Raw genomic sequence first — 23,362 nt, 5'->3', positions numbered from 1 at the left:
CCACCCCCTTGAGGCCCAATCCATGACCGAGCAGCCCTCCACCGCCAACCAGATGTGGGGCGGACGTTTCGCCGCCGGCCCGGACGCGATCATGGAGGCGATCAACGCCTCGATCGGCTTCGACCGGCGGCTTTATGCCCAGGACATCCGGGGCAGCCGCGCCCATGCGGCGATGCTGGCAGCAACGGGCATCATCAGCACTAGCGATGCCGAGGCGATCGGGAAAGGGCTTCTCACGGTCTTGTCAGAGATCGAGGCGGGGGATTTCCCCTTCCGCACCGAACTGGAAGACATCCACATGAACGTGGAATCGCGCCTGAAGGAGATCGTGGGCGAGCCGGCGGGGCGGCTGCACACGGCCCGCTCGCGCAACGACCAGGTGGCGACCGACTTCCGGCTGTGGGTGCGCGACCAGTGCGACGCGGCGATTTCGGGGCTGGACGCGCTGATCCGCGCGGCTTTGTCTCAGGCGGAACGGGGCGCGGACTGGGTGATGCCGGGGTTCACCCATCTGCAGACCGCGCAGCCGGTGACCTGGGGCCATCACATGATGGCCTATGTCGAGATGTTCGGCCGGGATCTCACGCGCTTCCAGGACGCGCGCAGGCGGATGAACGAATCGCCCCTGGGCGCGGCGGCGCTGGCCGGGACCGGCTTTCCCATCGACCGCGAGGCGACCGCGAAGGCGCTGGGGTTCGACCGGCCGATGGCCAACAGCCTCGACGCGGTCAGCGACCGGGATTTCGCGCTGGAGTACCTATCAAGCGCGGCGATCTGCGCCGTCCACCTGTCGCGGCTGGCCGAAGAACTGGTGATCTGGTCCTCGGCCCAGTTCCGCTTTGTCACCATGTCGGACCGCTTCTCGACCGGCTCGTCGATCATGCCGCAGAAGAAGAACCCCGATGCGGCCGAGCTGATCCGCGCCAAGATTGGCCGCATCTTGGGCGCCGCCGTGGCGCTGTTCGTGGTGATGAAGGGTCTGCCGCTGGCCTATTCCAAGGACATGCAGGAGGACAAGGAGCAGGTCTTTGACGCGGCCGACAACCTGATGCTGGCGCTGGCGGCGATGACCGGGATGCTGTCCGACCTGTGCGCCAACAAGGACCGGCTGGAGGCGGCGGCGGGCTCGGGCTTTTCCACCGCGACGGACCTCGCCGACTGGCTGGTGCGCGAGGCCGGCTTGCCCTTCCGCGACGCCCATCACGCCACCGGCGCGCTGGTCGCCATGGCCGAGAAATCGGGCGTGGACCTGCCCGAACTGACGCTGGCGCAGATGCAATCGGTCAATCCGGCGATCACGGCGGATGTCTACAACGTTCTGGGCGTGCATAATTCGGTTGCCTCGCGCATGTCCTATGGCGGGACGGCGCCGGCGCAGGTTCGCGCCCAGATCGCGCGCTGGAAGGAGAAGCTGGCATGACCCATTCCATCCTGATCGCCGCGCTGGCCCTGATGCTGGCGACCCTGGCCGCCTGCGGCGTCGACGGCCCGCCCACGCGGCCCGATCCCGAAGCCCGGACCCAGCCGGGCGTCCATGCCAGCGGAGAGGCGCGGATCGGTGTCACAACAGGGCTTTGACCTGACCCCCCTGCGGCTTGTCTGGCTGGCGCTGGCGCTGTTCGGCGGTGCGGCCGAACTGCTGTCGGAGGAATACCTGTGGTCGGGTATCGGCGCGGGCGAGATCGTGGCCCAGATCACCCTGGCGCTGTGGTGCCTGGTCGAGACCATGGTGCGGCGCAACTGGGCGGCGCTTCTGACCCTGCCGGCGCTGGCGCTGGGGATCGGCTGCGCGCTGCCGCTTTATCTTTTCATCCGCTCTCGCAGGATCGTCTGATGGATCACTTCAACTATGTGGACGGCCTGCTCCATGCCGAGGACGTGCCCCTGACCGTCATCGCGGCCCAGGTCGGAACCCCGGTCTATGTCTATTCCGCGGCCACCCTGACGCGCCATTTCAGGCTGTTCCAGCAGGCGCTGGAATGGACCGACCACCTGGTCTGCTTTGCCGTCAAGTCGAACAGCAATCTCGCGGTGCTGAAGCTTCTGGGCGACCTGGGGGCGGGGATGGACATCGTCTCGGCCGGGGAATACGCCCGGGCCAGGGCCGCCGGCGTGCCGGGCGAGCGCATCGTGTTTTCCGGCGTGGGCAAGACCGGGGCCGAGATGCGCATGGCGCTGGACGGCGGCATCCGCCAGTTCAACGTCGAATCCGAGCCGGAGCTTGAGCTGCTGTCGCAGGTGGCATCCTCGCTGGGGGTGGTCGCCCCCATCGCGGTGCGGGTGAACCCCGACGTGGACGCGAAAACCCACGAAAAGATCGCGACCGGCAAGGCGGAAAACAAGTTCGGCATCCCCATCGCCCGCGCCCGCGACGTCTATGCCCGCGCCGCCGCCCTGCCGGGGATCGAGGTCGTCGGCATCGACATGCACATCGGCAGCCAGCTGACCGACCTCGAGCCTTACCGGCTGGCCTATGCCAAGATGGCCGACCTGACCCGGGCCCTGCGCGCCGACGGGCACGACATCCGGCGCCTCGACATGGGCGGGGGCCTGGGCATCCCCTATCGCCGCGACAACAACGCGCCGCCCTTGCCCATCGAGTACGGCCAGGTCATCCGCGAGGCGGTGGGCGATCTGGGCTGCGAGATCGAGATCGAGCCGGGGCGCAACATCTCGGGGAACGCGGGCATCCTGCTGAGCTCGGTGATCTACCTGAAACAGGGCGAGGGGCGGGATTTCCTGATCCTCGACGCGGCGATGAACGACCTGATCCGCCCGGCCATGTATGCCGCCCATCACGACATCGTTCCGGTGGTCGAGCAGGCGCCGGGCACGCCCGTCGCCCCCCACGATGTGGTCGGGCCGGTCTGCGAGACCGGCGACACGTTCGAGAAGGCGGTGGACCTGCCGCGGCTTTCGGCGGGCGATCTGGTCGCGCTGCGCTCGGCCGGGGCTTATGGGGCGGTCATGGCCTCGGAATACAATTCCCGGCCCCTGGTGCCCGAGGTTCTGGTGCGGGGCGATCACTTCGCCGTCATCCGCGCGCGGCCGACGCTTGAGGAAATGCTGGGACGCGATACCATCCCGGAATGGCTTTAGGCGCTTATCCCGGACGCAGGCTCGGTGCCGGGGGGATCAACCCTCCGGGCCCGTGCCAAGCAGCCGGGGGTTTCACACCCCCGGACCCCCGTGGGATATTTGGACAAGAAAGAATGACTGCCCGTGGATAGGCCCGATCCCCCCCAGGTGCGTCGCGCGGTCTGCCTGACCCGCGCGGCGATGCTGTGGGAGGCGGTGGCCGTTGCCTTCTGGCCGCTGGGCGTGGTGCTGGCCGCAGTGGTCGCCGCGCTGGCCTTTGGCCTGGCCGATGTCCTGCCCCTGTCCGTCCTGCCCTGGGCGATGGGCCTGGCGCTGCTGGTCCTGGTCGTCGCTGCAGTGCGGGGCTGGCGGCGGTTCCGGCGCCCTCGGCCGAGGCGGCGCGGGACCGCGTCATGCGGCCCTGCCGGGGCGGCCCCTGCGGCGCTGCGCGATCGAGCGGCCGTCGTCGCCGAGCATCCGCCGCGCCTCCGCCTTCTGCACGGCGGTGAGCGCGGGCGGCCGGCCGCCGACCCGGCCCGCGCGCCCGCGCCGGCTGCGCTGGCGCGTCCGGTCGCGCTGCGGCTGGCGGGCATGGTCGCGCTGGTCATGGCGCTGGTCTTTGCCCCCGCCGGCCGCTTCGGACAGGGGATCGCGGCCCTGGGCGCGACCTTTCGCCCCGCCCCCGAAACCCGGCCCGACGTCGAGGCCGCGCCCGGCTGGGAGGGCTGGGCCGAGCCCCCCGCCTATACCCGCCGGCCGACGATCTATTTGAACGCGCTGCCCGAGGGCGAGGCCCTGAGCCTGCCCGAGGGCACGGTGCTGAGCTTTCGCATCTATGGCGAGGGCACGGCGGTGGCGCAGGACATCGGCGCGGCGCTGCCGGGCACCGATCCCGCCGCGCCCGAGTTCCTGGCCGAGCGCGACGGCACGGTCGAGGTCGCCGGCCGGCGCTTTCCGGTGACGGTGATCCCCGATGCCGCGCCGACCGTCGGGCCGCTGGTCCAGCCCGACCGCCGCGCCGACGGCCGCTTCGTCCAGCCCTTTTCGGCCAGCGACGACAATGGCGTCGCGCGCGGCCGGGCGGTGATCGCGCTGGACATGTCGGGGATCGACCGCCGCTTGGCCGGCCGTCGAACCCGAGCCGCGCGCGGCCATCGAACTGGACCTGCCCCTGCCCGCGACCTGGGCGCGCCGCGACCTGCGGGGCCAGCTGACCGCCGACCTGTCGCGCCACCCCTGGGCGAACCTGCCGGTCACCGTCTCGCTTGAGGTGCGCGACGGGATCGACCAGGCCGGCCGCGCGCAGCCGGTGGCGATGATCCTGCCGGGGCGGCGCTTTTTCGATCCGCTGGCGGCGGCGCTGATCGAGCTGCGCCGCGACCTGCTGTGGTCGCGCGAGAACGCGGCCCGCAGCGCCCAGCTGCTGCGCGCCGTCAGCTGGCAGCCCGAGGGCTTCATGGACCCGGCCCTGGCCCAGGGTCTGCGCGGCGCGATCGGCGTCCTGGAGGTCGGTCCCCTGACCGAGGACTCGCGCAACGACCTGGCCCAGGTCCTGTGGGACGCGGCCGTCGCGCTTGAGGACGGCGGGCTTGCCGACGCGCTGGAGCGGATGCAGCAGGCGCAGGAGCGGCTGTCCGAGGCGATCCGCAACGGCGCCAGCCCCGACGAGATCCAGCGCCTGATGGACGAATTGCGCGAGGCGACCGACGCCTATACCGACATGCTGGCCCAGCAGGGCGAGGACCCGGCCGAGAAATTCGACCGCTCGCCCAAGGCGCAGGGCCAGCGCATCACCGGCGACCAGATCCAGCAGATGATGGACGAGATCCAGCGCCTGATGAACGAGGGTCGCATGGCCGAGGCGCAGGAGCTTCTGGACCAGTTCAACCGCATGATGCAGAATATGCGCGTCACCCGCGAGCCGGGCGAGGGCGGCGAGGGCGAGCGTCCCTCGGACCGGCTGGCGCAGACGCTGCGCGACCAGCAGCGCCTGGCGGACGAGGCGATGCGCCAGATGCAGGACCAGTACGGCCAGTGGCAGCCCGGACAGGACGGCCAGCAGGGCCAGGGCGATCAGCAGAACCGGTCCTGGCCGACCGCCAGCGCGAGCTGCGCGAGGCGCTGGGCCGCCAGCGCGGCTTCGCCGGGGCGCGGCACCCAGCCCGGCGACCAGGCGCGGCAGGCGCTGGACGACGCCGGCCGCGCGATGGAGGGGGCCGAACAGGCCCTGCGCGACGGCGACCCCGCCGGCGCGATGGAGCGCCAGGCCCAGGCCATCCAGAACATGCGCGAGGGCATGCGCGCCTTGGGCGAGATGCAGGCCCAGAACCAGCCGGGGCAGGAGGGCGCGCCCCAGCAGGGTGGGCAGGAAGGCGGCCCCGAAGGCCAGAGCCGCGAAGGAAACGGCCAGCGCGGCCTGGCCCAGCCCTATCAGAACCGCCCCCAGACCGATCCGCTGGGCCGCTCGACCGAGGGGCAGGGCGGCCAGATCGCGACCGGCGACCCCCTGGCCGAAGGGCCCGATCCCGCGCGCCGCGCCCGCGACCTGCAAGAGGAAATCCGCCGCCGCAGCGGCGAGCGCACCCGGCCCGAGGATGAACGCGACTATCTGGGCCGGCTTCTGGACCGCTTCTAGGGCTCAGCCCGCGTCGAGCCGGCCCCAGAGGTCGTATTCCCCGGCCTCGTCCACCGTCACGCTCACGATGTCGCCCGGTGTCAGCGCCTCGAACCCGTCGTCGATGAACAGGTTGCCGTCGATTTCCGGCGCATCGGCCTTGGTGCGGCAGGTCGCCCCGTCCTCATCGACCGAATCGACGATCACCTCGATGCGGCGTCCGACCTTGGCGGCGAGCTTCGCCTCGGCAATCGCCTGCGCCTTTTCCATGAAGCGGTCCCGGCGCTCCTCTTGACTTCGGCGGGCACATGGTCGGGCAGCAGGTTCGCCCGCGCTCCGGCGACGTTTTCGTATTGGAAGCAGCCGACGCGGTCCAGCTGCGCCTCGTCGAGCCAGTCGAGCAGGGTCTGGAACTCGGCCTCGGTCTCGCCCGGATAGCCGACGATGAAGGTCGAGCGCAGGGTGATCTCGGGGCAGGCTGCGCGCCAGGCCGCGATCTCGTCCAGCGTCCTGGCCGCCGCCGCCGGGCGGGCCATGCGCTTCAGCGTGTCGGGATGGGCGTGCTGGAAGGGGATGTCCAGATAGGGCAGCACCAGCCCCTCGGCCATCAGCGGGATCAGGTCGCGCACATGCGGATAGGGATAGACGTAATGCAGCCGCACCCAGGCGCCAAGCGACCCCAGGTCGCGGGACAGGTCGGTGATATGGGCGCGGTGGCCGCGCTCGGTCGCGAACTTGCGGTCAAGGCCATAGGCCGAGGTGTCCTGCGAGATCACGAGGAGTTCGCGCACCCCGGCCTCGACCAGCTTTTCGGCCTCGCGCATCACCGCGTGCGCCGGGCGGCTGACCAGTTTCCCGCGCATGTCGGGAATGATGCAGAACTTGCAGGCGTGGTTGCAGCCTTCGGAAATCTTCAGATAGCTGTAATGGCGCGGCGTCAGCTTGACGCCACTAGCCGGCAGCAGGTCCACGAACGGGTCGGGGCTGGGGGGCACGGCATGGTGCACCGCGTCCAGCACCTGTTCGTATTGCTGCGGGCCGGTCACGGCCAGCACGGACGGATGCGCGCCGGTGATGTATTCGGGCTCGGCCCCCAGGCAGCCGGTGACGATGACCTTGCCGTTTTCCGCCAGCGCCTCGCCGATGGCCTGCAGGCTTTCGGCCTTGGCCGAATCAAGGAAGCCGCAGGTGTTCACGATCACCGCGCCCGCGCCCTTGTAGTCGGGGCTGATGGCATAGCCTTCGGCGCGCAGGCGCGTCAGGATGCGTTCGCTGTCGACCAGCGCCTTGGGACAGCCAAGGCTGACCATGCCGATGGTCGGTTGCCCGTCCCTTCGCGTGGTGTCGAAGATCGGGCTGGGGGCTAGATCGGGGCGCAGCAGGGGCGGGTTCTGGCTCATGATGGGCGGCATATAGTGCGGGCCGGGGCGCTTGTTAAGCGCCAAGCGCAGGCCCGGCGGCCGGCGGCGCGCTCGCCGGAACGTCATTTTGACGCCGGCGGGCTTCGCGGCATAAGCTGGCGCCATGACCACGCGCCCCCTCACCATGCCCCGACTGACCCCGGCCAGACTGGCCATGTCCCGCCTGCTTCCGCTTGTCGCCGCCGCCCTGGTCGCGGCCCTGCTGCCCGGTCCCGCCCCCGCCCAGCCGCGCGGCAAGGCCGAGCCGATCATCATCCTGAACAACAAGGGCGGCAACGTGCTCGAGGCGGTGCAGTACCGCAACAGGCTTGCGGCCAGCGGGCGTCCGGTGCAGGTGCGGGGCTATTGCCGCTCGGCCTGCACGATCTACACGACGCTGCCCAACGCCTGCCTGGGCCCGAACGCCACCATCGGCTTTCACGCCCCGCGCATCCCCGGCACCACCATCATCCCGCCCCTGGTGGACGAGATCATGGGCCGCTTTTACCGTGGCGGCATCCTGCGCAAGTGGAACAGCGAATGGAAGCATTCGCTGAAGATGCACAAGATCAGCGCCCGCGACTATGTCCGGCTGGACCCGCAGACCAAGCTGTGTCCGCGCTGAAGCCGGGCACGGCATGCGCAGTCGGGGGTTGTTTTTGGCGCCGGTGCCCCCTATCTTGGGCGGGCAACGTTATTTCTTCTGCACTGTCTCCTTTTCGGCTTCAGACTGCGTTTTGATCTGACCGAGCCGGGTCGCCGCAATTTCGCGGGCGACATACAAAAGGAGATCTCACGATGGCCAATGGCACCGTGAAATGGTTCAACGCAACCAAGGGTTTCGGCTTCATCGCCCCGGAAGATGGCGGCAAGGACGTGTTCCTGCACATCTCGGCCGTGGAGCGCGCCGGCCTGCGCACCGTCGCTGACGGCCAGGCGGTGACCTTCGACATCGAATCGGGTCGCGACGGCCGCCAGTCGGCGCGCAACCTGGCCTTGGCCTAAGCCTCGGGACCGACTGCGGCGGCATGGCGCCCCTAGCGCCGGCCCGCCTGCGGCATGATGATGGGACCGGCCGATCCCGGCCGGCCCGAACCCCTGATGGAGGCCACCATGGCACCCAAGGACGGGACCAAGGGGCTGTTCCGCGCGCCGGCCCCGCTGACCGCGATGGACCGCACGACCTCGGAGGCGCGGCAGATCATCGCCGACCAGACCGAGCGTCGCCAGCAGCTGACCGCAAAACTGCGCGCCGCGCGCCTGGCCCAGGCGGCAGCCACGCCGGAACCGGCGCCCGCCGCCAAGCGCGGCAAGAAGACCTGATCACAGGCAGACCGACCTGACCCGGCCAGACCGGGGACGGACGGATTCCCGATGCATGGGGCAGGTGATCCTGCCCGCCCGGCAAGGGGTCGCCGCCTGCGGCCCCCTTGCCGTATTCAACACTCATGAAAGGTTTCGATGACCACCAGACGACCCACCCGCAGAAAGACCGCCCGCAAGCATCAGGATCAGCGCCGCCTGGCCGCGATGTTCGCCACGAAACGCCTCGCGGCCCCTTTGGCCCTTTCGGCGCCCAAGGCCCCGCCTATTCGCGAAGCCGCCAGCCGGTGACGAAGATCCAGCGGATGATGCCCAGGCAGACCAGGATCATCCCCGCGACCGCCAGCAGCGAGACGCCCACCGGCACGTCGGCGATGTCGAAGAAGCTCCAGCGAAAGCCGGAGATCAGGTAAAGCACCGGATTGAGCTTGGCCACGCCTTCCCAGAACGGCGGCAGCATCGAGGCCGAATAGAACGCGCCGCCCAGGAACACCAGGGGCGTGATGACCATCATCGGCACGATCTGCAACTGCTCGAAGGACTTGGCCCAAAGCCCGATGATGAAGCCCAGCAGCGAAAATCCCAGCGCCGTCAGGGTCAGAAAGGCCAGCATCCAGACCGGATGGGCGATGTGGATGCCGTTGAACCAGAAGCTGGTCACCAGGATCACCAGCGCGATCAGCACGGCCTTCGAGGCGGCGGCGCCGACAAAGCCCAGCGTGACTTCGATCCAGCCGGTCGGCGCGACCAGGTATTCATAGATCGTCCCCGAGAATTTCGGGAAATAGATGCCGAAGCTGGCGTTGCTGACCGATTGCTGCAGCACGGTCAGCATCATCAGGCCGGGCACGATGAAGGCGCCATAGGCCACGCCCTCGACCGACTGGATGCGCCCGCCGATGGCTGCGCCGAAGACGACGAAATACAGCACCGTGGACAGCACGGGCGAGGCGAGCGATTGCCAGACCGTGCGAAAGAAGCGCGCCATCTCGTGGTCATAGATCGCGCGTGCGGCGTTCCAGTTCATGCGCTCGCCTCCTGCCGGTCCTCGACCAGCGACATGAAGATTTCTTCCAGATTGCTTTGCTTGGTGGCGACGTCGCGCACCGCGATGCCGTGCTGGGTCAGCTCGGCCAGAAGCCGGGCGATGCCGGTCCGCTCGGCCCGGGTGTCGTAGTCATAGCCCAGCTCCATTCCGTCCGCCGACAGCGCCAGCCGGTCGGCCAGTTCCTCGGGCAGGGCGGCCAGCGGCTCGTACAGCGATATGGTCAGGCGCTTCTTGCCGAATTCGCCCATCAGCTCGGCCTTGGGCTTGACCAGCAAAAGCTCGCCCCGGTTGATGACGCCGATGCGGTCGGCCATGTCCTCGGCCTCTTCCAGGTAATGCGTGGTCAGGATGATGGTCACGCCCTGGGCACGCAGGTCGCGCACCACCTGCCACATCTCGCGCCGCAGCGTCACGTCGACGCCGGCCGTCGGCTCGTCCAGGAACAGCACCTTCGGGCGATGCGACAGCGCCTTGGCGATCAGCACGCGCCGCTTCATGCCGCCCGACAGCTCGCGCGTGCGGGCGTCGCGCTTGTCCCACAGCGCCAGGCTGCGCAGCAGGCTTTCCAGATAGGGCTCGTCCGGGCCCTCGCCGTAAAGCCCGCGGGTGAAGCGCACGCAGTCGATGACCTTCTCGAAGGGCTCCAGCGCGATCTCCTGCGGCACCAGGCCGATCAGCTTCCTGGCCGCGCGCCAGTCGCTGCGGATGTCGTGGCCGCCCACGCGCACCGTGCCCCCGGTGGGCCTGACCAGCCCGCAGATGATGGAAATCAGCGTGGTCTTGCCGGCGCCATTGGGGCCCAGCAGGGCCAGGCTCCGCCCTGAACGATGTAGTCGACCGCCTTGGCGAGCGGCTTGTGCTTCGACAGCCGGTCGCGCTCCGTGCGCAGCCAGCCCTGTATCCCCTCGGGCGCCGGCCGAAAGCGGGCAGCCCAGCCCAGATAGGCGCGCCGGACCGATCCGGCAATGGCAAGCGCCCAGATCAGCGCCCCGCCAGCGCGGCCTCGCCCCCGGCCTCGTGGTAAAGCGCAAGGCTCGCGGGCTCGATCCGGCCGGCCAGATCGGCCAGCAGGGGCTCGATCCGCTGGCCAGGGGGGACGGGCTCCAGGAACTGGACCACGGCCACGCCGGGGCGGATCGGAAAGCCGCGCTTGGGCCAGAACAGGCCGCAATCGGCTGCCACCGGAACGATGGGCAGTCCGGTCGCGCGCTGGATGATCGCCACCCCGGGCTTATAGGGCAGGCTGTGGCCGGGCAGGGTGCGCGTGCCCTCGGGATAGACGATCAGCTGGCCCAGCCCCTCGGGCGAGCGGCGCGCGGCCTCGACCTCGGCGGTGATCTGGCGCAGCGCGTCCTTGCCCCTGGTGCGGTCGATCGGGATGCAGCCGACCTTGCGGGCGAACCAGCCCATGATCGGCACGTTCAGCACCTCGCGCTTCATCACGAAGGCACGGCGCGGGCAGGCCTGCGCCAGTGCGAGGATGTCCAGAAAGCTTTGGTGCTTGGCCGCGATCAGCACGTCGCCCACCGGAGGCGCGCCGCGATATTCGACCCGCACCCCCAGGATGACGCGCGCCGCGCCCAGCATCTGGCGCAGCCAGACGGTGGCGACGCGGTTCGCCGCCGCGCGTCCGCGCAGGCCCTGCGGCAAGCCCCAAAGCCCCAGCACCAGCGTCGCGAGCGCGATGTAGAGGTAATAGGCCAGCGTGCGCGCCCAGGCCAGCGCGCCGCCCCGACCCGGCCGGCGGGACGCCATCAGGCGACCTCGCGCAGCATCCGCAGCGCCGCCCAGCGGGTCGCGCAAAGCCGATGGCGGCGGCGGCCAGCGGGATCAGCAGCGGCCAGATCCAGCCCCAGCCCTGGAACCCCAGGCCGGTCAGGAAGCCCCCGGCCTCGTCTGCGGCGGGCAGCGCCCAGACCGCCAGCATGCCCAGCACCGTGCCCGCGGCGGCGCCCAGCGCGGCGCGGCGGGTAAAGCGGCGCACGAAGGCGGTGGCGATGGTGATGTCGCGCGCGCCGATCAGCCGCAGCACCCGGATCACCTGCCCGTTCGCCGCCAGCGAGGCCTTGGCCGCCAGCGTGATCATCGCCCCGGATGTGGCCGCGATCAGCAGCAGCGAGAACAGGCCCAGCGCCCGCAGCCGGCCCGCGGCGCGCACCAGCGGCTCGCGCCAGCGGGTGTGGTCGTCCAGCACCGCGCCCGGCGCCTCGCCCTGCAGGCGCAGCGCCAGGGCGGCGGAATCGAACCCCTCGGGGCCTTCGCTCACCTCGATCAGGCGCGGCACTGGCAGGGCCTCGACCGGGACATCGGGGCCGAACCAGGGCTCCAGCAGCTTTTCGACCTCGGCGTCGGGCAGCAGCCGCGCCTCGGCCACGCCGGGCGTGGTCTTCAAGACCTCCAGCACGGTCGCCGTCTGGTCGTCGATCTGGTCGGCGGGGGCGGACAGCCGCACCGTCACCGTCTGCGCCAGTTCCGTGGACCAGCGTTCTGCCAGCCGGCCCGTGGCCAGCGCCAGGGCCAGCGCAAAGACCGCCAGAAAGGCCATCGCCCCGGCGGAGAACAGCGTCAGCTGCGCGGTATAGCCGGTCGGCGGCACCACCCGGTCGGCGCCGGTGGCATCCGGCCGCGTCAGCCCGCGCCACAGCGCGCCCAGGTCCAGCGATTTCAGATCGGTCTTTTTCACAGGTCGGCCCCCGCCAGTTGCAGCCGCTTGCCCGCGATGCGCAGCACCCGCGCCTGCACCTGCTGCTTGGCCGCGCGGATCAGGTTCATGTCATGGGTGGCAAACAGCACCGCCTTGCCCGAGCGGTTCAGTTCGATCAGCAGTTGCAGCAGCCGCATCGACATGTCCCAGTCCAGGTTTCCCGTCGGCTCGTCGGCGATGACCAGGTCGGGGGACATGATGACGGCGCGGGCCAGGGCCGCGCGCTGGCGTTCGCCCCCCGACAGGGCCGGCGGCATGGCGCGGCTGTGGCCGGTCAGCTGCACCCAGCTCAGCAGGCCGACAGCGCCTGCATGTCCACCGTCTCGCCGGCGACGATCTGGGGCAGGGCGATGTTCTCGGCGACCGGCAGGTGGTCCAGGAACTGGGTGTCCTGGTGGACCACGCCAATGCGGCGGCGCAGGGCGGCGATGCCGTCGCGCGACAGTTCGCGCACGTCCTGGCCAAAGGCGGTCATCCGCCCGGCGCTGGGCAGCAGGTCGGCATAGCACAGCCGCAGGAAGGTGGTCTTGCCCGACCCCGACGGCCCGGTCAGGAAATGGAACGATCCCGGCGGCAGCGTCAGCGACATGTCGGCCAGCAGGGGATCGTCCCCGCCATAGCCGAAAGACAGGTTCTGCATCTCGATCACGGGGCGGTTCCTTCCTTCCGGGCCGGCCGTTCGGGCGGGCGGCCGGGCTGCTTGGCGTGCGGTTCGCGGCTTGATAGAACAGTCGCGCGGCGAATGCGAGACGCAGCCACGCTGGCGCCCGCACCGCCCCCAAGCGACGATGAAAGTGACCGAATGCGCCTGACCTGCCCCCGTTGCAGAGCCGAATACGAGATCCCCGATACGGCCATTCCCGCCGCCGGACGCGAGGTCGAATGTTCATCCTGCGCCCATGTCTGGTTGCAGATGCCGGCCGCAGCCCCCGTCGCAGCCCCGAAAACACGCGGGAATCCGCCGCCCGCCGTGCAACCGGCGCCGGCGGGGCAGGGGGCGGCATACCCCAGCGAACCCGCGCCGCTGAGCCGCCCGCTGGACGATTCCATCCTGTCCATCCTGCGCGAGGAAGCCGCCCGGGAGCTTTCCGCCCGCCAGGCCGAGGGCCGCAAGCCGGCCCCGGCGGCCGATCACATTCCCGTTATTTCCCCGGCTCCGCCGCCGTCGCAGACCATCGCCGAACCCGAACTGCACCCCGTGCCCCAACAGCCCACGACCGCGCCGACGCCCCCGCGCGCGGATTTCGACTGGCCGGTTGCGACGGTGACGCTGCCCGACGATGCGCCGCCCGACGATGCGCCGCCCGCGTTCGCCCCCGCGCCCGCATCCACGTCGGAACCCGAGCCGCAACCCGAGCCCGCCCCCGCGCCCCGGCCCAGGCTGGCCCGCTGCCCGAGCCCGCCGTCTCGATCACCGACCCCGAATCCGACGCGGCCCCGGACCAGCCGCCGCGCCGGCTGCCCGACGCGGCGCTGCTGGCCGCGACCCTGACCCGGCGCGCCGCGCCCGCCCCGTCCACGGACGACCCGCCCGGCCCGACAGGCCCGCGACAGGGATGCCCGCCCCGAAGGCCCCCTGGCCCGGCCGGCCCGCCCCGCGCCCACCCGCCCCGCGCCCGCCGCCGCCCTGCCGGCCGTGGTTCCCGCCCGGCGCGGCGGCTATGCGGCGGGCTTCGGCCTTGCCGTCATGCTGGCGCTGGCTTTCCTGGCGCTTTACGCGCTTGCCCCCCGCCTGCCCGCCGGGCAGGACGGCGGCGGCGCCTTGGGCGCGCTGCGGGACGGCGTCGATCAGCTTCGGCTGTGGCTGCACGGCCTGCTGACCGCAGGTTGAGCGCCGCCTGGCGCAGATTCCTTTTGGCCGCGGGTTCCCCTCGCCCCGGCCCTGCCTTAAGGAGGGGCTGCTCCTGATCGGCAATCAAGGCGGAACGCATGGACTGGGACCCGAACGGCAAGCCTCGCAAACCCGATTTCCTGGGCATCGGCGCGCAAAAGGCCGGGACCACCTGGCTGTCGCAGATGCTGGGCCAGCATCCCGGCCTGTGGACGCCCCCCTTCAAGGAGGTGCAGTTCTTCAACCACCGCTTTGTCGAGGAGCACCGCAAATGGCTGCCCTGGCATTTCAAGCGCGCCCGCCAGAACATCGAGAAACGCTATGAGGCGCGGGGCGAGGACGTGCCCGCCCCGGTCGTGAAATACCTCGACCGCGTGATGCGCGAACCGATGTTCACCAACCACTGGTACAAGACCGTCTTCGCGCCCGCCCCCGAAGGTCGCAAGACCATCGACATCACCCCCGAATATTCGACCCTGCCCGAGGAAGGGGTGGATTTCATCGCGAAATTCCTGCCCGAGGCCAAGTTCATCTACATCATCCGCCATCCGGTGGACCGCGCCATCTCGCAGCTCAAGATGAACCTGACGCGGGCGCGCCGCAAACCCGCCTCGGTCGAGGACTGGCTGACCGAGGTCCAGGACCCGGTGCTGGTCGACCGCGGCGACTACAGGACCTATGTGCCGCGCTGGAACGCCCGCTTCGGCGCCGACCGGATGCTGTACCTGCCCTTCGGCCGCATCGCCCGCGACCCCCTGGGCCTGCTGCGCCAGGTCGAAACCTTCCTCGGCCTGCCGCCGCACGACTATCGCGACACCGGGCGCAAGGTCTTTGCCTCGGACAACAGCCTGGTCGTGCCCGACAAGGCCCGCGCCGCGCTGCGCGCAAAGCTCGAACCGCAGTTCGCCTTTCTCGAGGAAACCTTCGGCCGCGCCTTCACCAGCCAGTTCCGCTAGGCTTTCCCTTTCGCCCGGCCTGCACTACATAGCCCCGAACGCAGCGCTTCCAGAACACGGGGAAAGATCATGGCCTCCTACCAGTTCGTCTACCACATGGACGGGGTGTCCAAGACCTATCCGGGCGGCAAGAAGACCTTCGAGAACATCCGCCTGAACTTCCTGCCCGGCGTCAAGATCGGCGTCGTGGGCGTGAACGGCGCCGGCAAGTCGACGCTTCTGCGCATCATGGCCGGCATCGACAAGGACTTCACCGGCGAGGCCTGGGCCGCCAAGGGCGCGACCGTGGGCTATCTGCCGCAGGAACCCCAGCTCGACCCTGCCCTGAACGTGCGCGGCAACGTGATGGAGGGCGTCAAGGCCAAGCAGGCCAAGCTCGACCGCTACAACGAACTGGCGATGAACTACTCGGACGAGACCGCCGACGAGATGGCGCGCCTGCAGGACGAGATCGACGCCGAGAACCTGTGGGATCTCGACAGCCAGATCGACGTCGCGATGGAGGCGCTGCGCTGCCCGCCCGACGACGCCGACGTGGACAGCCTTTCGGGCGGCGAGCGGCGGCGCGTCGCGCTGTGCAAGCTGCTCCTGGAACAGCCCGACATGCTGCTTCTGGACGAACCGACCAACCACCTGGACGCCGAAACCATCGCCTGGCTGCAAAAGCACCTGATCGAATACCCGGGCACCATCCTCTGCGTCACCCACGACCGCTATTTCCTGGACGACATCACCGGCTGGATCCTGGAACTGGATCGCGGCCGCGGCATCCCCTACGAAGGCAACTATTCGGCCTGGCTGGAACAGAAGGCCAAGCGGCTGGAACAGGAAGCGCGCGAGGACAAGGCCAAGCAGAAGACGCTGGAGCGCGAACTGGAATGGATCCGCGCCGGCGCCAAGGCGCGGCAGGCCAAGCAGAAGGCCCGGATCAACGCCTATAACGAACTCGCCAGCCAGTCCGAGCGCGAGAAGCTGTCGAACGCCCAGATCATCATCCCCAACGGCGAGCGGCTGGGCAACAAGGTGATCGAGGTCGAGGGGCTGAAAAAGGCCATGGGCGACAAGCTTCTGGTCGAGAACCTGTCCTTCAGCCTGCCGCCGGGCGGCATCGTCGGCGTGATCGGGCCGAACGGCGCCGGCAAGTCCACGCTGTTTCGCATGCTGACCGGACAGGAGCCCCCCGACGCGGGCGAGATCAGCTATGGCGACACGGTGAAGCTCAGCTATGTCGACCAGTCCCGCGACGCGCTCGACCCCAACAAGACCGTGTGGGAGGAAATCTCGGGTGGGGCCGAGTTGATCGAACTGGGCGACGCGACAATGAACAGCCGCGCCTATTGCAGCGCCTTCAACTTCAAGGGCGGCGACCAGCAGAAGAAGGTGGGTCTGCTCTCGGGCGGTGAACGCAACCGCGTGCACATGGCCAAGCTCCTGAAATCGGGCGGCAACGTGCTGCTGCTGGACGAACCGACCAACGACCTGGACGTGGAAACGCTGCAGGCGCTGGAAGCCGCGCTCGAGGATTTCGCCGGCTGCGCGGTCATCATCTCGCACGACCGCTTCTTCCTCGACCGGCTCTGCACCCATATCCTGGCCTTCGAGGGCGACGCCCATGTCGAATGGTTCGAGGGCAACTTCGAGGACTACGAGGCCGACAAGGTCCGCCGCCTCGGCCCCGATTCGATCGAACCGAAGCGGGTGAAGTACAAGAAGTTCACGCGGTAGGGTGGGTTCAAAACCAACTCCGGTTGGATATCGGGCATCACTTCAAACTTTTCGCCCCTAAAGTTTGAAGGGAGCGCCCGGTTCCAACGTCAGGCATATCTTGCGATACGACACAGACCATCGCCACCATCGACCGGATGATCGCGCTCAAGGTCGAATACCGCGACCGCGTCACCGCGATCAAAAGCGGCAATGCCGTCGGCGTCGTCTCGATGCTGTTCGAAAATCCGGTGGTCATTCCCAGGTCGGTGGCAGAGCGCCTGGGAATCAGCGACACGGGCGCGCGCAAGCTGCTGGCCAAGCTGGCTGAACTTGACATCATCCACGAGGTCGCCGGCGTCTATCCCAAGGCCTATATCGCCGCGGGCATCATGGCCGCAGCCCGCCGCTGACCCCCTCTCACACCGCCCGCCGCACCAGTGGCTGCCCACCCGCAGCCTCGACCGTGCGGATGGCCTCTTCCACCTCGGCCTCCTCCGGGGCGCGCCAGGCCTGGGCCTTGGCGATGAAGCCCCCGGCCTCCAGGCGTTCAGCCAGCGCCGCGTGGTCCAGCTCGCCCGTGCTCAGGAAGTTCGGGTTGGCGCGGTCCGGCGGCATCCAGTTCGCCCGCAAGGCGTCGATGACGGCGGGCGGATGGCCCTGCATGCCCTCGATCTGGGCGGCGATGTTGGCATAGTCGCCGGTGCTGCGGCGCAGGATGATGCCGATGGTCTGCTCGGGCCGCGCCACCAGCCCCAGCAGGTGAAAGGCCGAGCCGTCCAGCCCCAGCACATGGCGCGCCGACTTGTACCAGATCAGCTGCTCGCGCAGCGTCATGGTCTGGGGATGCATGATCGCATAGCCCTCGCGCGCCAGGTTCCGCTCGATCGCCGTCTCGTTCAGGACGCCGCCCTGGCCGCCCAGGGCGGAACGCGAGACATAGATCCGGCGCGGCCCGTTCGACCGGATGCGCGCCGTCCGCAGCCGCAGCATGGCGCGGAACTCGGGGGTGCCGCGGGCGATGGCGCCCAGGCCGAAGCCCTGGCCGGGGATCACCAGCCGCTCGACCGCGACCGGCTCGCGCAGCAGGCTGACCGGCATCTCGGGCGCCAGCAGGTTGAAGAACGGGCGGTGCAGCCTTTGCACGCCCTTGATGTGGACCCGGCGCGGCAGGAACAGCCAGCCCTGCGCGGGTTCCGAGGTCAGCCACAGCCTCGCCAGCGATTCAACGACGAAATGGCCGAAATGGCCGAACAGGAAGCCGCCGAACAGATGCGTGCCGGAAAGCCGGGCGGCGGGCTCGGGCGGCTCGGCCAGGGGCCGTGGCACGCGCTTTTCGTCGCGCCAATGCGCCGCCTCGGGCACGTCGCCGTCGGGGCCCCAGACGCCGCAGACCGGATGCTCGCCAAAGCTGCGCGGCGGGACGACGACGGCGTTCTCGACGACGGTGACGCCGCGCGACCATCCATGGTCCGGGTGCGGAGGCTGGTCCATGGCGGCTCCTTTCAGCGTGCTGCGCCCGCCCGCCGGCAACAACCGGAGCGGGTGCTGGCCCTTTAGGGCCTCAAGCCGGCGCCAAGGTCAAGCCTTGCGGACGCAGCCCGGCGGTCCGACGCGCGGTGCATGCCCGGTGTACGGGCAGTGTACGCGCGGTGCATTGCCTGTTTGTTGAAAATCAACGATTTGCGTCATGCACCGCGCGCTGCCGTTGCGCGGCGCTCAGGCCCACTCCCAGGGACCGGCGAACTGGCCCAGGCAGGTGGTCACGGCCGCCTCGTCCACGCCCTCGGTCCGGGCCAGCCGGGCGACCAGGCCGCGCTTGCGGTCGTCGACCACCTCGGCCACGGTCACGGCCAGCCCGGCCTGGGTCAGGGCGGCGCCATAGACGCGGGCGATGGCGCGCTTGCGCAGGTCCGGCTTGAAGATCTTGCCCACCGCCGTCTTGGGAAGTTCGTCAAGGATTTCAATGTGCTTGGGTATGGCCGCACGCTCGGGGATATGGCTGCGGGCGTGTTCGGCCAGCGCCTCGACCGTGACCTCGGCGCCGGCCACCAGCTCGACATAGGCGCAGGGCAGCTCGCCCGCGAAACTGTCGGGCTGGCCGATGGCGCCGGCGAAGGCCACGGCCGGATGCGACAGCAGCGCGTCCTCGATCAGCGCCGGGTCGATGTTGTGGCCGCCCCGGATGATCAGGTCCTTGGCCCGGCCGGTGATCCACAGGTATCCGTCCGCGTCCAGCCGCCCCAGGTCGCCCGTGCGCAGGAACCGCCCCTCGGCGAACAACTCGTGGTTCTTGTCCGCCTCGGTATAGGTCGAGCCCTCGAACACCCCGGGCGAGGCGACGCAGATCTCGCCGATCTCGTCGGTGGCGCATTCGCGGAAACCCGTGGGGGTCTTGCACAGGATGCGGACGTGGCTATAGGGCAGCGGCAGCCCGACCGATCCCACTTTCTTCAGCCCTTCCACGGGGTTGCAGGACACGAGGCAGGTCGCCTCGGTCAGCCCGTAGCCCTCGGCGATCTCGACCCCGGTGGCGGTCTTGAAGCGGTTGTAAAGCTCGACCGGCAAGGGCGCCGAACCCGAGATCGCGGTCTTGAGGCTGCTGACATCGGCATCCACCTTGCGCTGCATCAGCGCGGCGATGGCGGTCGGCACGGTGATCAGGAAGGTCGCCTGCCAGCGCTCGATCAGCTTCCAGAAGTTGTCGAACACCCCCTCGCCGCGATAGCCGGCGGGCGTCGGCATGACCAGCTGCGCCCCCGAGGCCAGGCAGGACATCAGCACCGGATAGGCCGCGAAGACGTGGAACATCGGCAGCGGGCACATCAGCACGTCGGTTTCGTCGAACAGCATCTCGGCGCCCAGCCAGCCGTTGTAGATCATGCCCGACTGCTTGTGCTGGGCGACCTTGGGCGTGCCGGTGGTGCCGCCGGTGTGGAAATAGGCGCAGACGCGGTCCCCTTCGGGTTCGTCGAAGGTCAGGCGGTTGTGCCGCTGGGCCGAGACGCAGGCCTCGAAATCCAGGTATTTCGCGGTGTTGCGGACCTCGAGCTTGGGCCGCAGGAACGGGATCGCCAGCCGCTTGAGGCCCGACAGATAGGGCCGCAGATCGACCTGCAGCACGGTCTTGACGTTCGGCGCGAGCGCGACCGCATCCGCCGCGCGCTGCGCCACGTCGGTCTTGGGAAAGGGCTTCAGCGTGACCAGGACCTTGGCCCCGGTCTCGCGCAGGATGGCGGCGATCTGTTCGGCATCCAGCAGCGGGTTGATCGGATTGACGATTCCGGCCGTCGCCCCGGCCAGCAGCACGATGGGCGTTTCCAGCGCGTTCGGCAGCAGATAGGCCACCACGTCCCGCGGCCCGATGCCCAGCGAGCGGAACAGGTTCGCGGCCTCGGTCACGCGCTCGTGCAGTTCGTTCCAGTTCAGCACCACGGATTTCGAGCGGGGCGCGGACAGGATCTGGAAGCCCATGGCGGGCCGCGTCGGAAACCGTTCCCGGGTGCGGCTGAGCATCTGATAGACCGTCTGCGGCAGATCCCTGTTTCGATAGGGCATTTCCGCCTCGACCGCGTCGCGGTCCGCGGCTGTCGCGAACTTGGCCATCTGATCCTCTCCCTGCTTCTTGCGCTCCCGCGGATGAGGATGGTTCATAACCCGGGATCAGGGCAAGGGTCGAGGCCCCCGCACCGGGCGGGGGCAACGCAGCGTCAGGGCTTAGCCGCGCGGGATGCGCAGGGTCTGGCCGGGATAGATCTTGTCGGGGTCCGACAGCATGGGCTTGTTGGCCTCGAAGATCTCGCGATAGCGGTTGGCGTCGCCCAGGTGCTGCTTGGCGATGGCCGACAGGGTCTCGCCCTTCTTGACGGTGTGGAACAGGGGCTGTTCGGCCGGGGCCGAGGCCGGGGCGCCCGGCTCATCTGCCAGTTCGACGCGGGCGATGCCCTTGATGTTGCCCACGGCAAGTACCAGTTTTTCCAGGGTTTCCTGACCGCGGGCCTGGCCCTTGATGACGACCGTATCGCCGCCTCGCAGGGTCAGGTGCACGTCCGAGGCGGTCAGCCCCAGTTCCTTGAGTTCGGCCTTGAGCGCGGCGACCTTGCGGTCGGTTTCGCCGTCGGCGCTGGCCTGGGCGGTCCCTGCCTGGGCTGCTCCTGCCTGTCCGGGGGCCGCAGGGGCCGGCTTGGCCGAGGGGGCGGGGGCCGCCTGCGCCTCGTTGCCGAAGATCGACTTGCCCGCGTCCTTCACGAAGTCCCAGAAAGCCATGGTGCTGTCCTTTCTCGTCTGGATTGTGCCGGGGGGAACGTTCCGCTTCATCGGCGGTTCCGTCAAGCGCGCGCGTCAAACCCTGGCGGAAAGGCCCGCTCGACCCATAGCCCGCGCCAGCCAGCACACAGCCGAAGCGGAGGCCCGCAGCCTTTCCGCAGATCTCGAACCGCCGCCATCGGCCTTGCCGCCCTGCTTGCTGCGCTGCCCGCCGGCGGCGTCCTGGCCCAGGGGCGGGCCACATGTCCGGCGACGACTGCGGCCGACAACCAGGCCGCGGCCGCCGCGACCAATGCGCAGCGCGCGCGCGCGGTCGGCGGCGGTCGCCCCCGATCCGCGGCTGGCCAAGGCGGCGGCCGCCCATGCCTGCGACATGGCCCGGCGCGGGGTGCTGAGCCATACCGGCAGCAACGGCAGCGCGCCGATGCAGCGGGCCAGGGCGGCGGGCTATGCGCCCCGCGTCATCGCCGAGAACGTCGCCGCCGGACCCGCCCGGCTGGATCAGGCGATGGCCATGTGGATGCGGTCCCCGCCGCATCTGGCCAATATCGCCAATGCCCAGGTGCGGCATGTCGGCATCGGCCGGGCGGTGGGCGCAGACGGGCGGACCACCTATTGGACGGCGGTCTATGCCGCGCCGCGCTAGCCGGCGGCCTGCAGTCCCGCGCCTTCGGTGAACTGCAACCGCGCCAGCCGCGCGTAAAGCCCGCCCTGCGCCACCAGTTCCTCGTGCCGGCCCTGCGCCAGGATGCGGCCGTGGTCGAAGACCACGATCCGGTCGGCCTTCTTCACCGTGGCCAGGCGGTGGGCGACGATGATCGTGGTGCGCACCGCGCCAGTTCGTCCACCGCGTCCTGCACCAGCCGCTCGGATTAGGCTGTCCAGCGCGCTGGTCGCCTCGTCCAGCAGCAGGATCGGCGCGTCGCGCAGGATGGCGCGGGCGATGGCGATGCGCTGCTTCTGCCCGCCCGACAGCATCACCCCGCGTTCGCCCACCGGGCTGTCATAGCCCTGCGGCAGCGCGGACAGGAAGTCATGGGCATGGGCGGCGCGGGCGGCGGCCTCGACCTCGGCGTCCTGGCGCCGGGGCGGCCGAACGGATGTTGTCGCGCGCGCTGCCCGAAAAGATCACCGGGTCCGCGGCACCAGCGCGATGGCCTGGCGGAAGTCGGCCCGCGCCATCTGCCGCAGGTCGATCCCGTCGATCGTCACCTGTCCACTGGCCGGGTCCCAGAAGCGCAGCAAAAGCTGGACGACCGTGGTCTTGCCCGCGCCCGAGGGGCCGACCAGGGCCACCGTCTCGCCCGGGGCGATGTCCAGCGTGATCCCTTCCAGCGCCGAGACATCGGGCCGCGACGGGTAATGGAAGGTCACGTCGCGAAAGCCGATGCGGCCCTGCACCGGACGGGGCAGGGGAACGGGGTTCGGGGGATCGGTCAGCGTGTCCTGCGCGCTCAGCAGCTCGGTCAGCCGCTCGGTGGCCCCGGCGGCGCGCTGAAGCTCGCCCCAGATTTCCGACAGCGCGCCGACCGCGCCGGCGACCAGCACGGCATAGATCACGAACTGCACCAGCTGGCCCGCCGTCATGACATCCGTGCGCACGTCGCGCGCGCCGACCCACAGGACGCCCAGGACGCCCGAAAAGATCAGGAAGATCACGATCACCGTCATGATCGTGCGCGTCCTGACCCGGCCCAGGGCCGCCCCGTAGGAGCGTTCCGTCACCTCGCGGAAGCGCGCGCGGGTCGGGCCTTCATGGGTGAAGGCCTGCACCGTCTGCGCCGCAAGCAGGCTTTCCGAGGCCGAGCCGGCGCTATCGGCGAGCCACTCCTGGCTATCGAAGCATCAGCCAGAAGCCCGGCGAGTTCGACAGCACCACGACCAGCGTCACCGGCCGCGACCTGCTGACCCCCGACGAGATCATGCAATTGCCGCCCGAGGATCAGCAGGTTGCGCAGCCATGGACACGCTGATCCGATGACCGACTGGATCAGCGTGGTGTCGGTGGTGATGCGGCTGATGATTTCCCCGGTCAGCACGCGTTCGTAGAATGCCGGGCTTAGCGTGATGACGCGGTCGAAGACTGCCTGGCGCAGGTCGGCCACGACCCGTTCGCCCAGCTGCGTGACCAGGTAATAGCGCGCGCCCGTCCCCAGCGCGAGCAGGGCGACGATCGCCAGCGCCGCGCCGAAATACTGGTCCAGCAGATGGGCGCCCGCGTCGAACCCGTCCACCACGCGGCGCACGGCCAGCGGCAGGATCAGGCTGATCCCGGCGGTGATGACAAGCGCGACGACCGCCGCGCCCAAGAGGCCGCGATAGGGCCGCAGGAAGGGCCAGAGGGCGCGCAGCGCGCCGATGCGTTTCGTGGTGGGCCGGTCGGCGGTGATGGTGGGGCCGCGTGCCATGTTTCCTCCCTTGGGGACCGGGGGCGCGGG

The 23,362-nt window shown here is 69.7% G+C and carries 21 protein-coding genes and 5 pseudogenes; 15 read left to right on the top strand and 11 right to left on the bottom strand.

The window, feature by feature from the left end:
* The first annotated feature begins 22 nt into the window (after positions 1 to 22).
* From argH to DPM13_RS24830, 6 genes are all read left to right on the top strand, one after another.
* Positions 23 to 1,420: an argininosuccinate lyase gene (gene argH / locus DPM13_RS05315; protein ID WP_112887596.1), complete on the top strand. Its 1,398-nt coding sequence runs from the start codon at positions 23 to 25 to the stop codon at positions 1,418 to 1,420.
* Positions 1,417 to 1,578 carry a hypothetical protein gene (locus DPM13_RS20500; protein ID WP_189654848.1) on the top strand — a complete coding sequence of 54 codons (162 nt, stop codon included), beginning with the start codon at positions 1,417 to 1,419 and terminating at the stop codon, positions 1,576 to 1,578. The genes argH and DPM13_RS20500 overlap by 4 nt, the downstream gene beginning before the upstream one ends.
* Complete coding sequence (locus tag DPM13_RS05310; RefSeq protein ID WP_028718981.1) at positions 1,559 to 1,834, top strand: DUF2834 domain-containing protein; 276 nt, start codon at positions 1,559 to 1,561, stop codon at positions 1,832 to 1,834. The genes DPM13_RS20500 and DPM13_RS05310 overlap by 20 nt, the downstream gene beginning before the upstream one ends.
* Positions 1,834 to 3,099 (top strand): diaminopimelate decarboxylase, encoded by a 1,266-nt coding sequence (lysA, locus tag DPM13_RS05305; RefSeq protein WP_112887595.1) that lies wholly within the window; start codon positions 1,834 to 1,836, stop codon positions 3,097 to 3,099. The genes DPM13_RS05310 and lysA overlap by 1 nt, the downstream gene beginning before the upstream one ends.
* Before the next feature lie 123 nt (positions 3,100 to 3,222).
* Positions 3,223 to 4,347, top strand: coding sequence for a DUF4175 domain-containing protein (locus DPM13_RS24835; RefSeq protein ID WP_262983259.1), 1,125 nt, complete (start codon positions 3,223 to 3,225; stop codon positions 4,345 to 4,347).
* Positions 4,232 to 5,713 carry a DUF4175 family protein gene (locus DPM13_RS24830; protein WP_317616434.1) on the top strand — a complete coding sequence of 494 codons (1,482 nt, stop codon included), beginning with the start codon at positions 4,232 to 4,234 and terminating at the stop codon, positions 5,711 to 5,713. The genes DPM13_RS24835 and DPM13_RS24830 overlap by 116 nt, the downstream gene beginning before the upstream one ends.
* A gap of 3 nt (positions 5,714 to 5,716) precedes the next feature.
* On the opposite strand, the pseudogene rimO reads toward DPM13_RS24830, so the two are convergent.
* A pseudogene (rimO, locus tag DPM13_RS05295) lies at positions 5,717 to 7,092 on the bottom strand (30S ribosomal protein S12 methylthiotransferase RimO).
* A gap of 124 nt (positions 7,093 to 7,216) precedes the next feature.
* Between rimO and DPM13_RS05290 the strand changes: the two are divergent.
* From DPM13_RS05290 to DPM13_RS05280, 3 genes are all read left to right on the top strand, one after another.
* Positions 7,217 to 7,717 carry a hypothetical protein gene (locus DPM13_RS05290; protein ID WP_051578012.1) on the top strand — a complete coding sequence of 167 codons (501 nt, stop codon included), beginning with the start codon at positions 7,217 to 7,219 and terminating at the stop codon, positions 7,715 to 7,717.
* 173 nt (positions 7,718 to 7,890) lie between these two features.
* On the top strand, positions 7,891 to 8,097 hold the full coding sequence (locus tag DPM13_RS05285) for a cold-shock protein (RefSeq protein WP_028718976.1): 207 nt from the start codon (positions 7,891 to 7,893) through the stop codon (positions 8,095 to 8,097).
* Between the two features lie 108 nt (positions 8,098 to 8,205).
* Positions 8,206 to 8,415: a hypothetical protein gene (locus tag DPM13_RS05280; protein WP_112888706.1), complete on the top strand. Its 210-nt coding sequence runs from the start codon at positions 8,206 to 8,208 to the stop codon at positions 8,413 to 8,415.
* Between the two features lie 265 nt (positions 8,416 to 8,680).
* Here the strand turns inward: DPM13_RS05280 and DPM13_RS05275 are convergent, their stop codons facing one another.
* The 5 genes and pseudogenes from DPM13_RS05275 to DPM13_RS05255 form a co-directional block, all read right to left on the bottom strand.
* A complete protein-coding gene (locus DPM13_RS05275) occupies positions 8,681 to 9,442 on the bottom strand; it encodes an ABC transporter permease (protein ID WP_112887594.1) in 762 nt (253 codons plus the stop codon).
* Positions 9,439 to 10,287: pseudogene (locus tag DPM13_RS05270) on the bottom strand (ABC transporter ATP-binding protein); the annotation flags it as partial. The pseudogene DPM13_RS05270 and the gene DPM13_RS05275, both read right to left, overlap by 4 nt.
* Before the next feature lie 157 nt (positions 10,288 to 10,444).
* Positions 10,445 to 11,218, bottom strand: coding sequence for a lysophospholipid acyltransferase family protein (locus DPM13_RS05265; protein ID WP_080620985.1), 774 nt, complete (start codon positions 11,216 to 11,218; stop codon positions 10,445 to 10,447).
* Positions 11,218 to 12,146 (bottom strand): annotated as a pseudogene (locus DPM13_RS22290) (cell division protein FtsX). The gene DPM13_RS05265 and the pseudogene DPM13_RS22290 overlap by 1 nt, the downstream one beginning before the upstream one ends.
* Positions 12,143 to 12,816: pseudogene (locus DPM13_RS05255) on the bottom strand (cell division ATP-binding protein FtsE). The pseudogenes DPM13_RS22290 and DPM13_RS05255 overlap by 4 nt, the downstream one beginning before the upstream one ends.
* A 153-nt stretch (positions 12,817 to 12,969) precedes the next feature.
* Between DPM13_RS05255 and DPM13_RS05250 the strand changes: the two are divergent.
* The 5 genes from DPM13_RS05250 to DPM13_RS05230 all read left to right on the top strand — a co-directional run bounded on the left by DPM13_RS05250 (position 12,970) and on the right by DPM13_RS05230 (position 17,071).
* Positions 12,970 to 13,659: a zinc-ribbon domain-containing protein gene (locus tag DPM13_RS05250; RefSeq protein WP_189654846.1), complete on the top strand. Its 690-nt coding sequence runs from the start codon at positions 12,970 to 12,972 to the stop codon at positions 13,657 to 13,659.
* A gap of 144 nt (positions 13,660 to 13,803) precedes the next feature.
* Positions 13,804 to 13,998 (top strand): hypothetical protein, encoded by a 195-nt coding sequence (locus DPM13_RS20490; RefSeq protein ID WP_189654845.1) that lies wholly within the window; start codon positions 13,804 to 13,806, stop codon positions 13,996 to 13,998.
* Positions 13,999 to 14,096: 98 nt separating this feature from the next.
* Positions 14,097 to 14,954, top strand: a complete 858-nt coding sequence (locus DPM13_RS05240) for a sulfotransferase family protein (protein WP_112887591.1) — start codon at positions 14,097 to 14,099, stop codon at positions 14,952 to 14,954.
* 69 nt (positions 14,955 to 15,023) lie between these two features.
* Positions 15,024 to 16,679, top strand: coding sequence for an energy-dependent translational throttle protein EttA (gene ettA / locus DPM13_RS05235; protein ID WP_112887590.1), 1,656 nt, complete (start codon positions 15,024 to 15,026; stop codon positions 16,677 to 16,679).
* Positions 16,680 to 16,816: 137 nt separating this feature from the next.
* Positions 16,817 to 17,071 carry a hypothetical protein gene (locus DPM13_RS05230; protein WP_112887589.1) on the top strand — a complete coding sequence of 85 codons (255 nt, stop codon included), beginning with the start codon at positions 16,817 to 16,819 and terminating at the stop codon, positions 17,069 to 17,071.
* A gap of 7 nt (positions 17,072 to 17,078) precedes the next feature.
* On the opposite strand, the gene DPM13_RS05225 is transcribed toward DPM13_RS05230, so the two are convergent.
* From DPM13_RS05225 to lysM, 3 genes are all read right to left on the bottom strand, one after another.
* Entirely contained in the window at positions 17,079 to 18,152 is a 1,074-nt protein-coding gene (locus DPM13_RS05225) for a glycosyltransferase 61 family protein (protein WP_112887588.1), read from the bottom strand.
* Positions 18,153 to 18,377: 225 nt separating this feature from the next.
* Positions 18,378 to 20,264: an acyl-CoA synthetase gene (locus tag DPM13_RS05220; protein ID WP_112888705.1), complete on the bottom strand. Its 1,887-nt coding sequence runs from the start codon at positions 20,262 to 20,264 to the stop codon at positions 18,378 to 18,380.
* 111 nt (positions 20,265 to 20,375) lie between these two features.
* Complete coding sequence (gene lysM / locus DPM13_RS05215) at positions 20,376 to 20,924, bottom strand: peptidoglycan-binding protein LysM (protein ID WP_112887587.1); 549 nt, start codon at positions 20,922 to 20,924, stop codon at positions 20,376 to 20,378.
* Between the two features lie 292 nt (positions 20,925 to 21,216).
* On the opposite strand from lysM, the gene DPM13_RS05210 reads away from it, so the two are divergent.
* Positions 21,217 to 21,570 (top strand): CAP domain-containing protein, encoded by a 354-nt coding sequence (locus DPM13_RS05210; RefSeq protein ID WP_112887586.1) that lies wholly within the window; start codon positions 21,217 to 21,219, stop codon positions 21,568 to 21,570.
* On the opposite strand, the pseudogene DPM13_RS26650 reads toward DPM13_RS05210, so the two are convergent.
* Positions 21,567 to 22,697 (bottom strand): annotated as a pseudogene (locus DPM13_RS26650) (ATP-binding cassette domain-containing protein). The gene DPM13_RS05210 and the pseudogene DPM13_RS26650 overlap by 4 nt on opposite strands.
* Positions 22,646 to 23,332 carry an ABC transporter transmembrane domain-containing protein gene (locus DPM13_RS26645; protein ID WP_397245752.1) on the bottom strand — a complete coding sequence of 229 codons (687 nt, stop codon included), beginning with the start codon at positions 23,330 to 23,332 and terminating at the stop codon, positions 22,646 to 22,648. The pseudogene DPM13_RS26650 and the gene DPM13_RS26645 overlap by 52 nt, the downstream one beginning before the upstream one ends.
* Positions 23,333 to 23,362: the final 30 nt, after the last annotated feature.

It is taken from the genome of Paracoccus mutanolyticus (assembly GCF_003285265.1).
In the GTDB taxonomy this organism is placed as follows: Bacteria; Pseudomonadota; Alphaproteobacteria; order Rhodobacterales; family Rhodobacteraceae; genus Paracoccus; species Paracoccus yeei.
The sequence above is the reverse complement of the archived record's forward strand: the minus strand, read 5'-3'. Positions and strand labels throughout refer to the sequence as shown.

What these genes read in the sequence shown, in the direction of transcription:
- DPM13_RS05225 (WP_112887588.1), bottom strand. Translation starts at nt 18,152, where the DNA reads ATGGACCAGCCTCCGCACCCGGACCATGGATGGTCGCGCGGCGTCACC.
- lysA (WP_112887595.1), top strand. Translation starts at nt 1,834, where the DNA reads ATGGATCACTTCAACTATGTGGACGGCCTGCTCCATGCCGAGGACGTG.
- DPM13_RS05210 (WP_112887586.1), top strand. Translation starts at nt 21,217, where the DNA reads ATGCGCAGCGCGCGCGCGCGGTCGGCGGCGGTCGCCCCCGATCCGCGG.
- DPM13_RS20500 (WP_189654848.1), top strand. Translation starts at nt 1,417, where the DNA reads ATGACCCATTCCATCCTGATCGCCGCGCTGGCCCTGATGCTGGCGACC.
- DPM13_RS05240 (WP_112887591.1), top strand. Translation starts at nt 14,097, where the DNA reads ATGGACTGGGACCCGAACGGCAAGCCTCGCAAACCCGATTTCCTGGGC.
- DPM13_RS05265 (WP_080620985.1), bottom strand. Translation starts at nt 11,218, where the DNA reads ATGGCGTCCCGCCGGCCGGGTCGGGGCGGCGCGCTGGCCTGGGCGCGC.
- DPM13_RS05220 (WP_112888705.1), bottom strand. Translation starts at nt 20,264, where the DNA reads ATGGCCAAGTTCGCGACAGCCGCGGACCGCGACGCGGTCGAGGCGGAA.
- DPM13_RS05285 (WP_028718976.1), top strand. Translation starts at nt 7,891, where the DNA reads ATGGCCAATGGCACCGTGAAATGGTTCAACGCAACCAAGGGTTTCGGC.
- argH (WP_112887596.1), top strand. Translation starts at nt 23, where the DNA reads ATGACCGAGCAGCCCTCCACCGCCAACCAGATGTGGGGCGGACGTTTC.
- DPM13_RS05250 (WP_189654846.1), top strand. Translation starts at nt 12,970, where the DNA reads ATGCGCCTGACCTGCCCCCGTTGCAGAGCCGAATACGAGATCCCCGAT.
- ettA (WP_112887590.1), top strand. Translation starts at nt 15,024, where the DNA reads ATGGCCTCCTACCAGTTCGTCTACCACATGGACGGGGTGTCCAAGACC.
- lysM (WP_112887587.1), bottom strand. Translation starts at nt 20,924, where the DNA reads ATGGCTTTCTGGGACTTCGTGAAGGACGCGGGCAAGTCGATCTTCGGC.
- DPM13_RS05230 (WP_112887589.1), top strand. Translation starts at nt 16,817, where the DNA reads ATGATCGCGCTCAAGGTCGAATACCGCGACCGCGTCACCGCGATCAAA.
- DPM13_RS26645 (WP_397245752.1), bottom strand. Translation starts at nt 23,332, where the DNA reads ATGGCACGCGGCCCCACCATCACCGCCGACCGGCCCACCACGAAACGC.
- DPM13_RS05275 (WP_112887594.1), bottom strand. Translation starts at nt 9,442, where the DNA reads ATGAACTGGAACGCCGCACGCGCGATCTATGACCACGAGATGGCGCGC.
- DPM13_RS05280 (WP_112888706.1), top strand. Translation starts at nt 8,206, where the DNA reads ATGGCACCCAAGGACGGGACCAAGGGGCTGTTCCGCGCGCCGGCCCCG.
- DPM13_RS05290 (WP_051578012.1), top strand. Translation starts at nt 7,217, where the DNA reads ATGACCACGCGCCCCCTCACCATGCCCCGACTGACCCCGGCCAGACTG.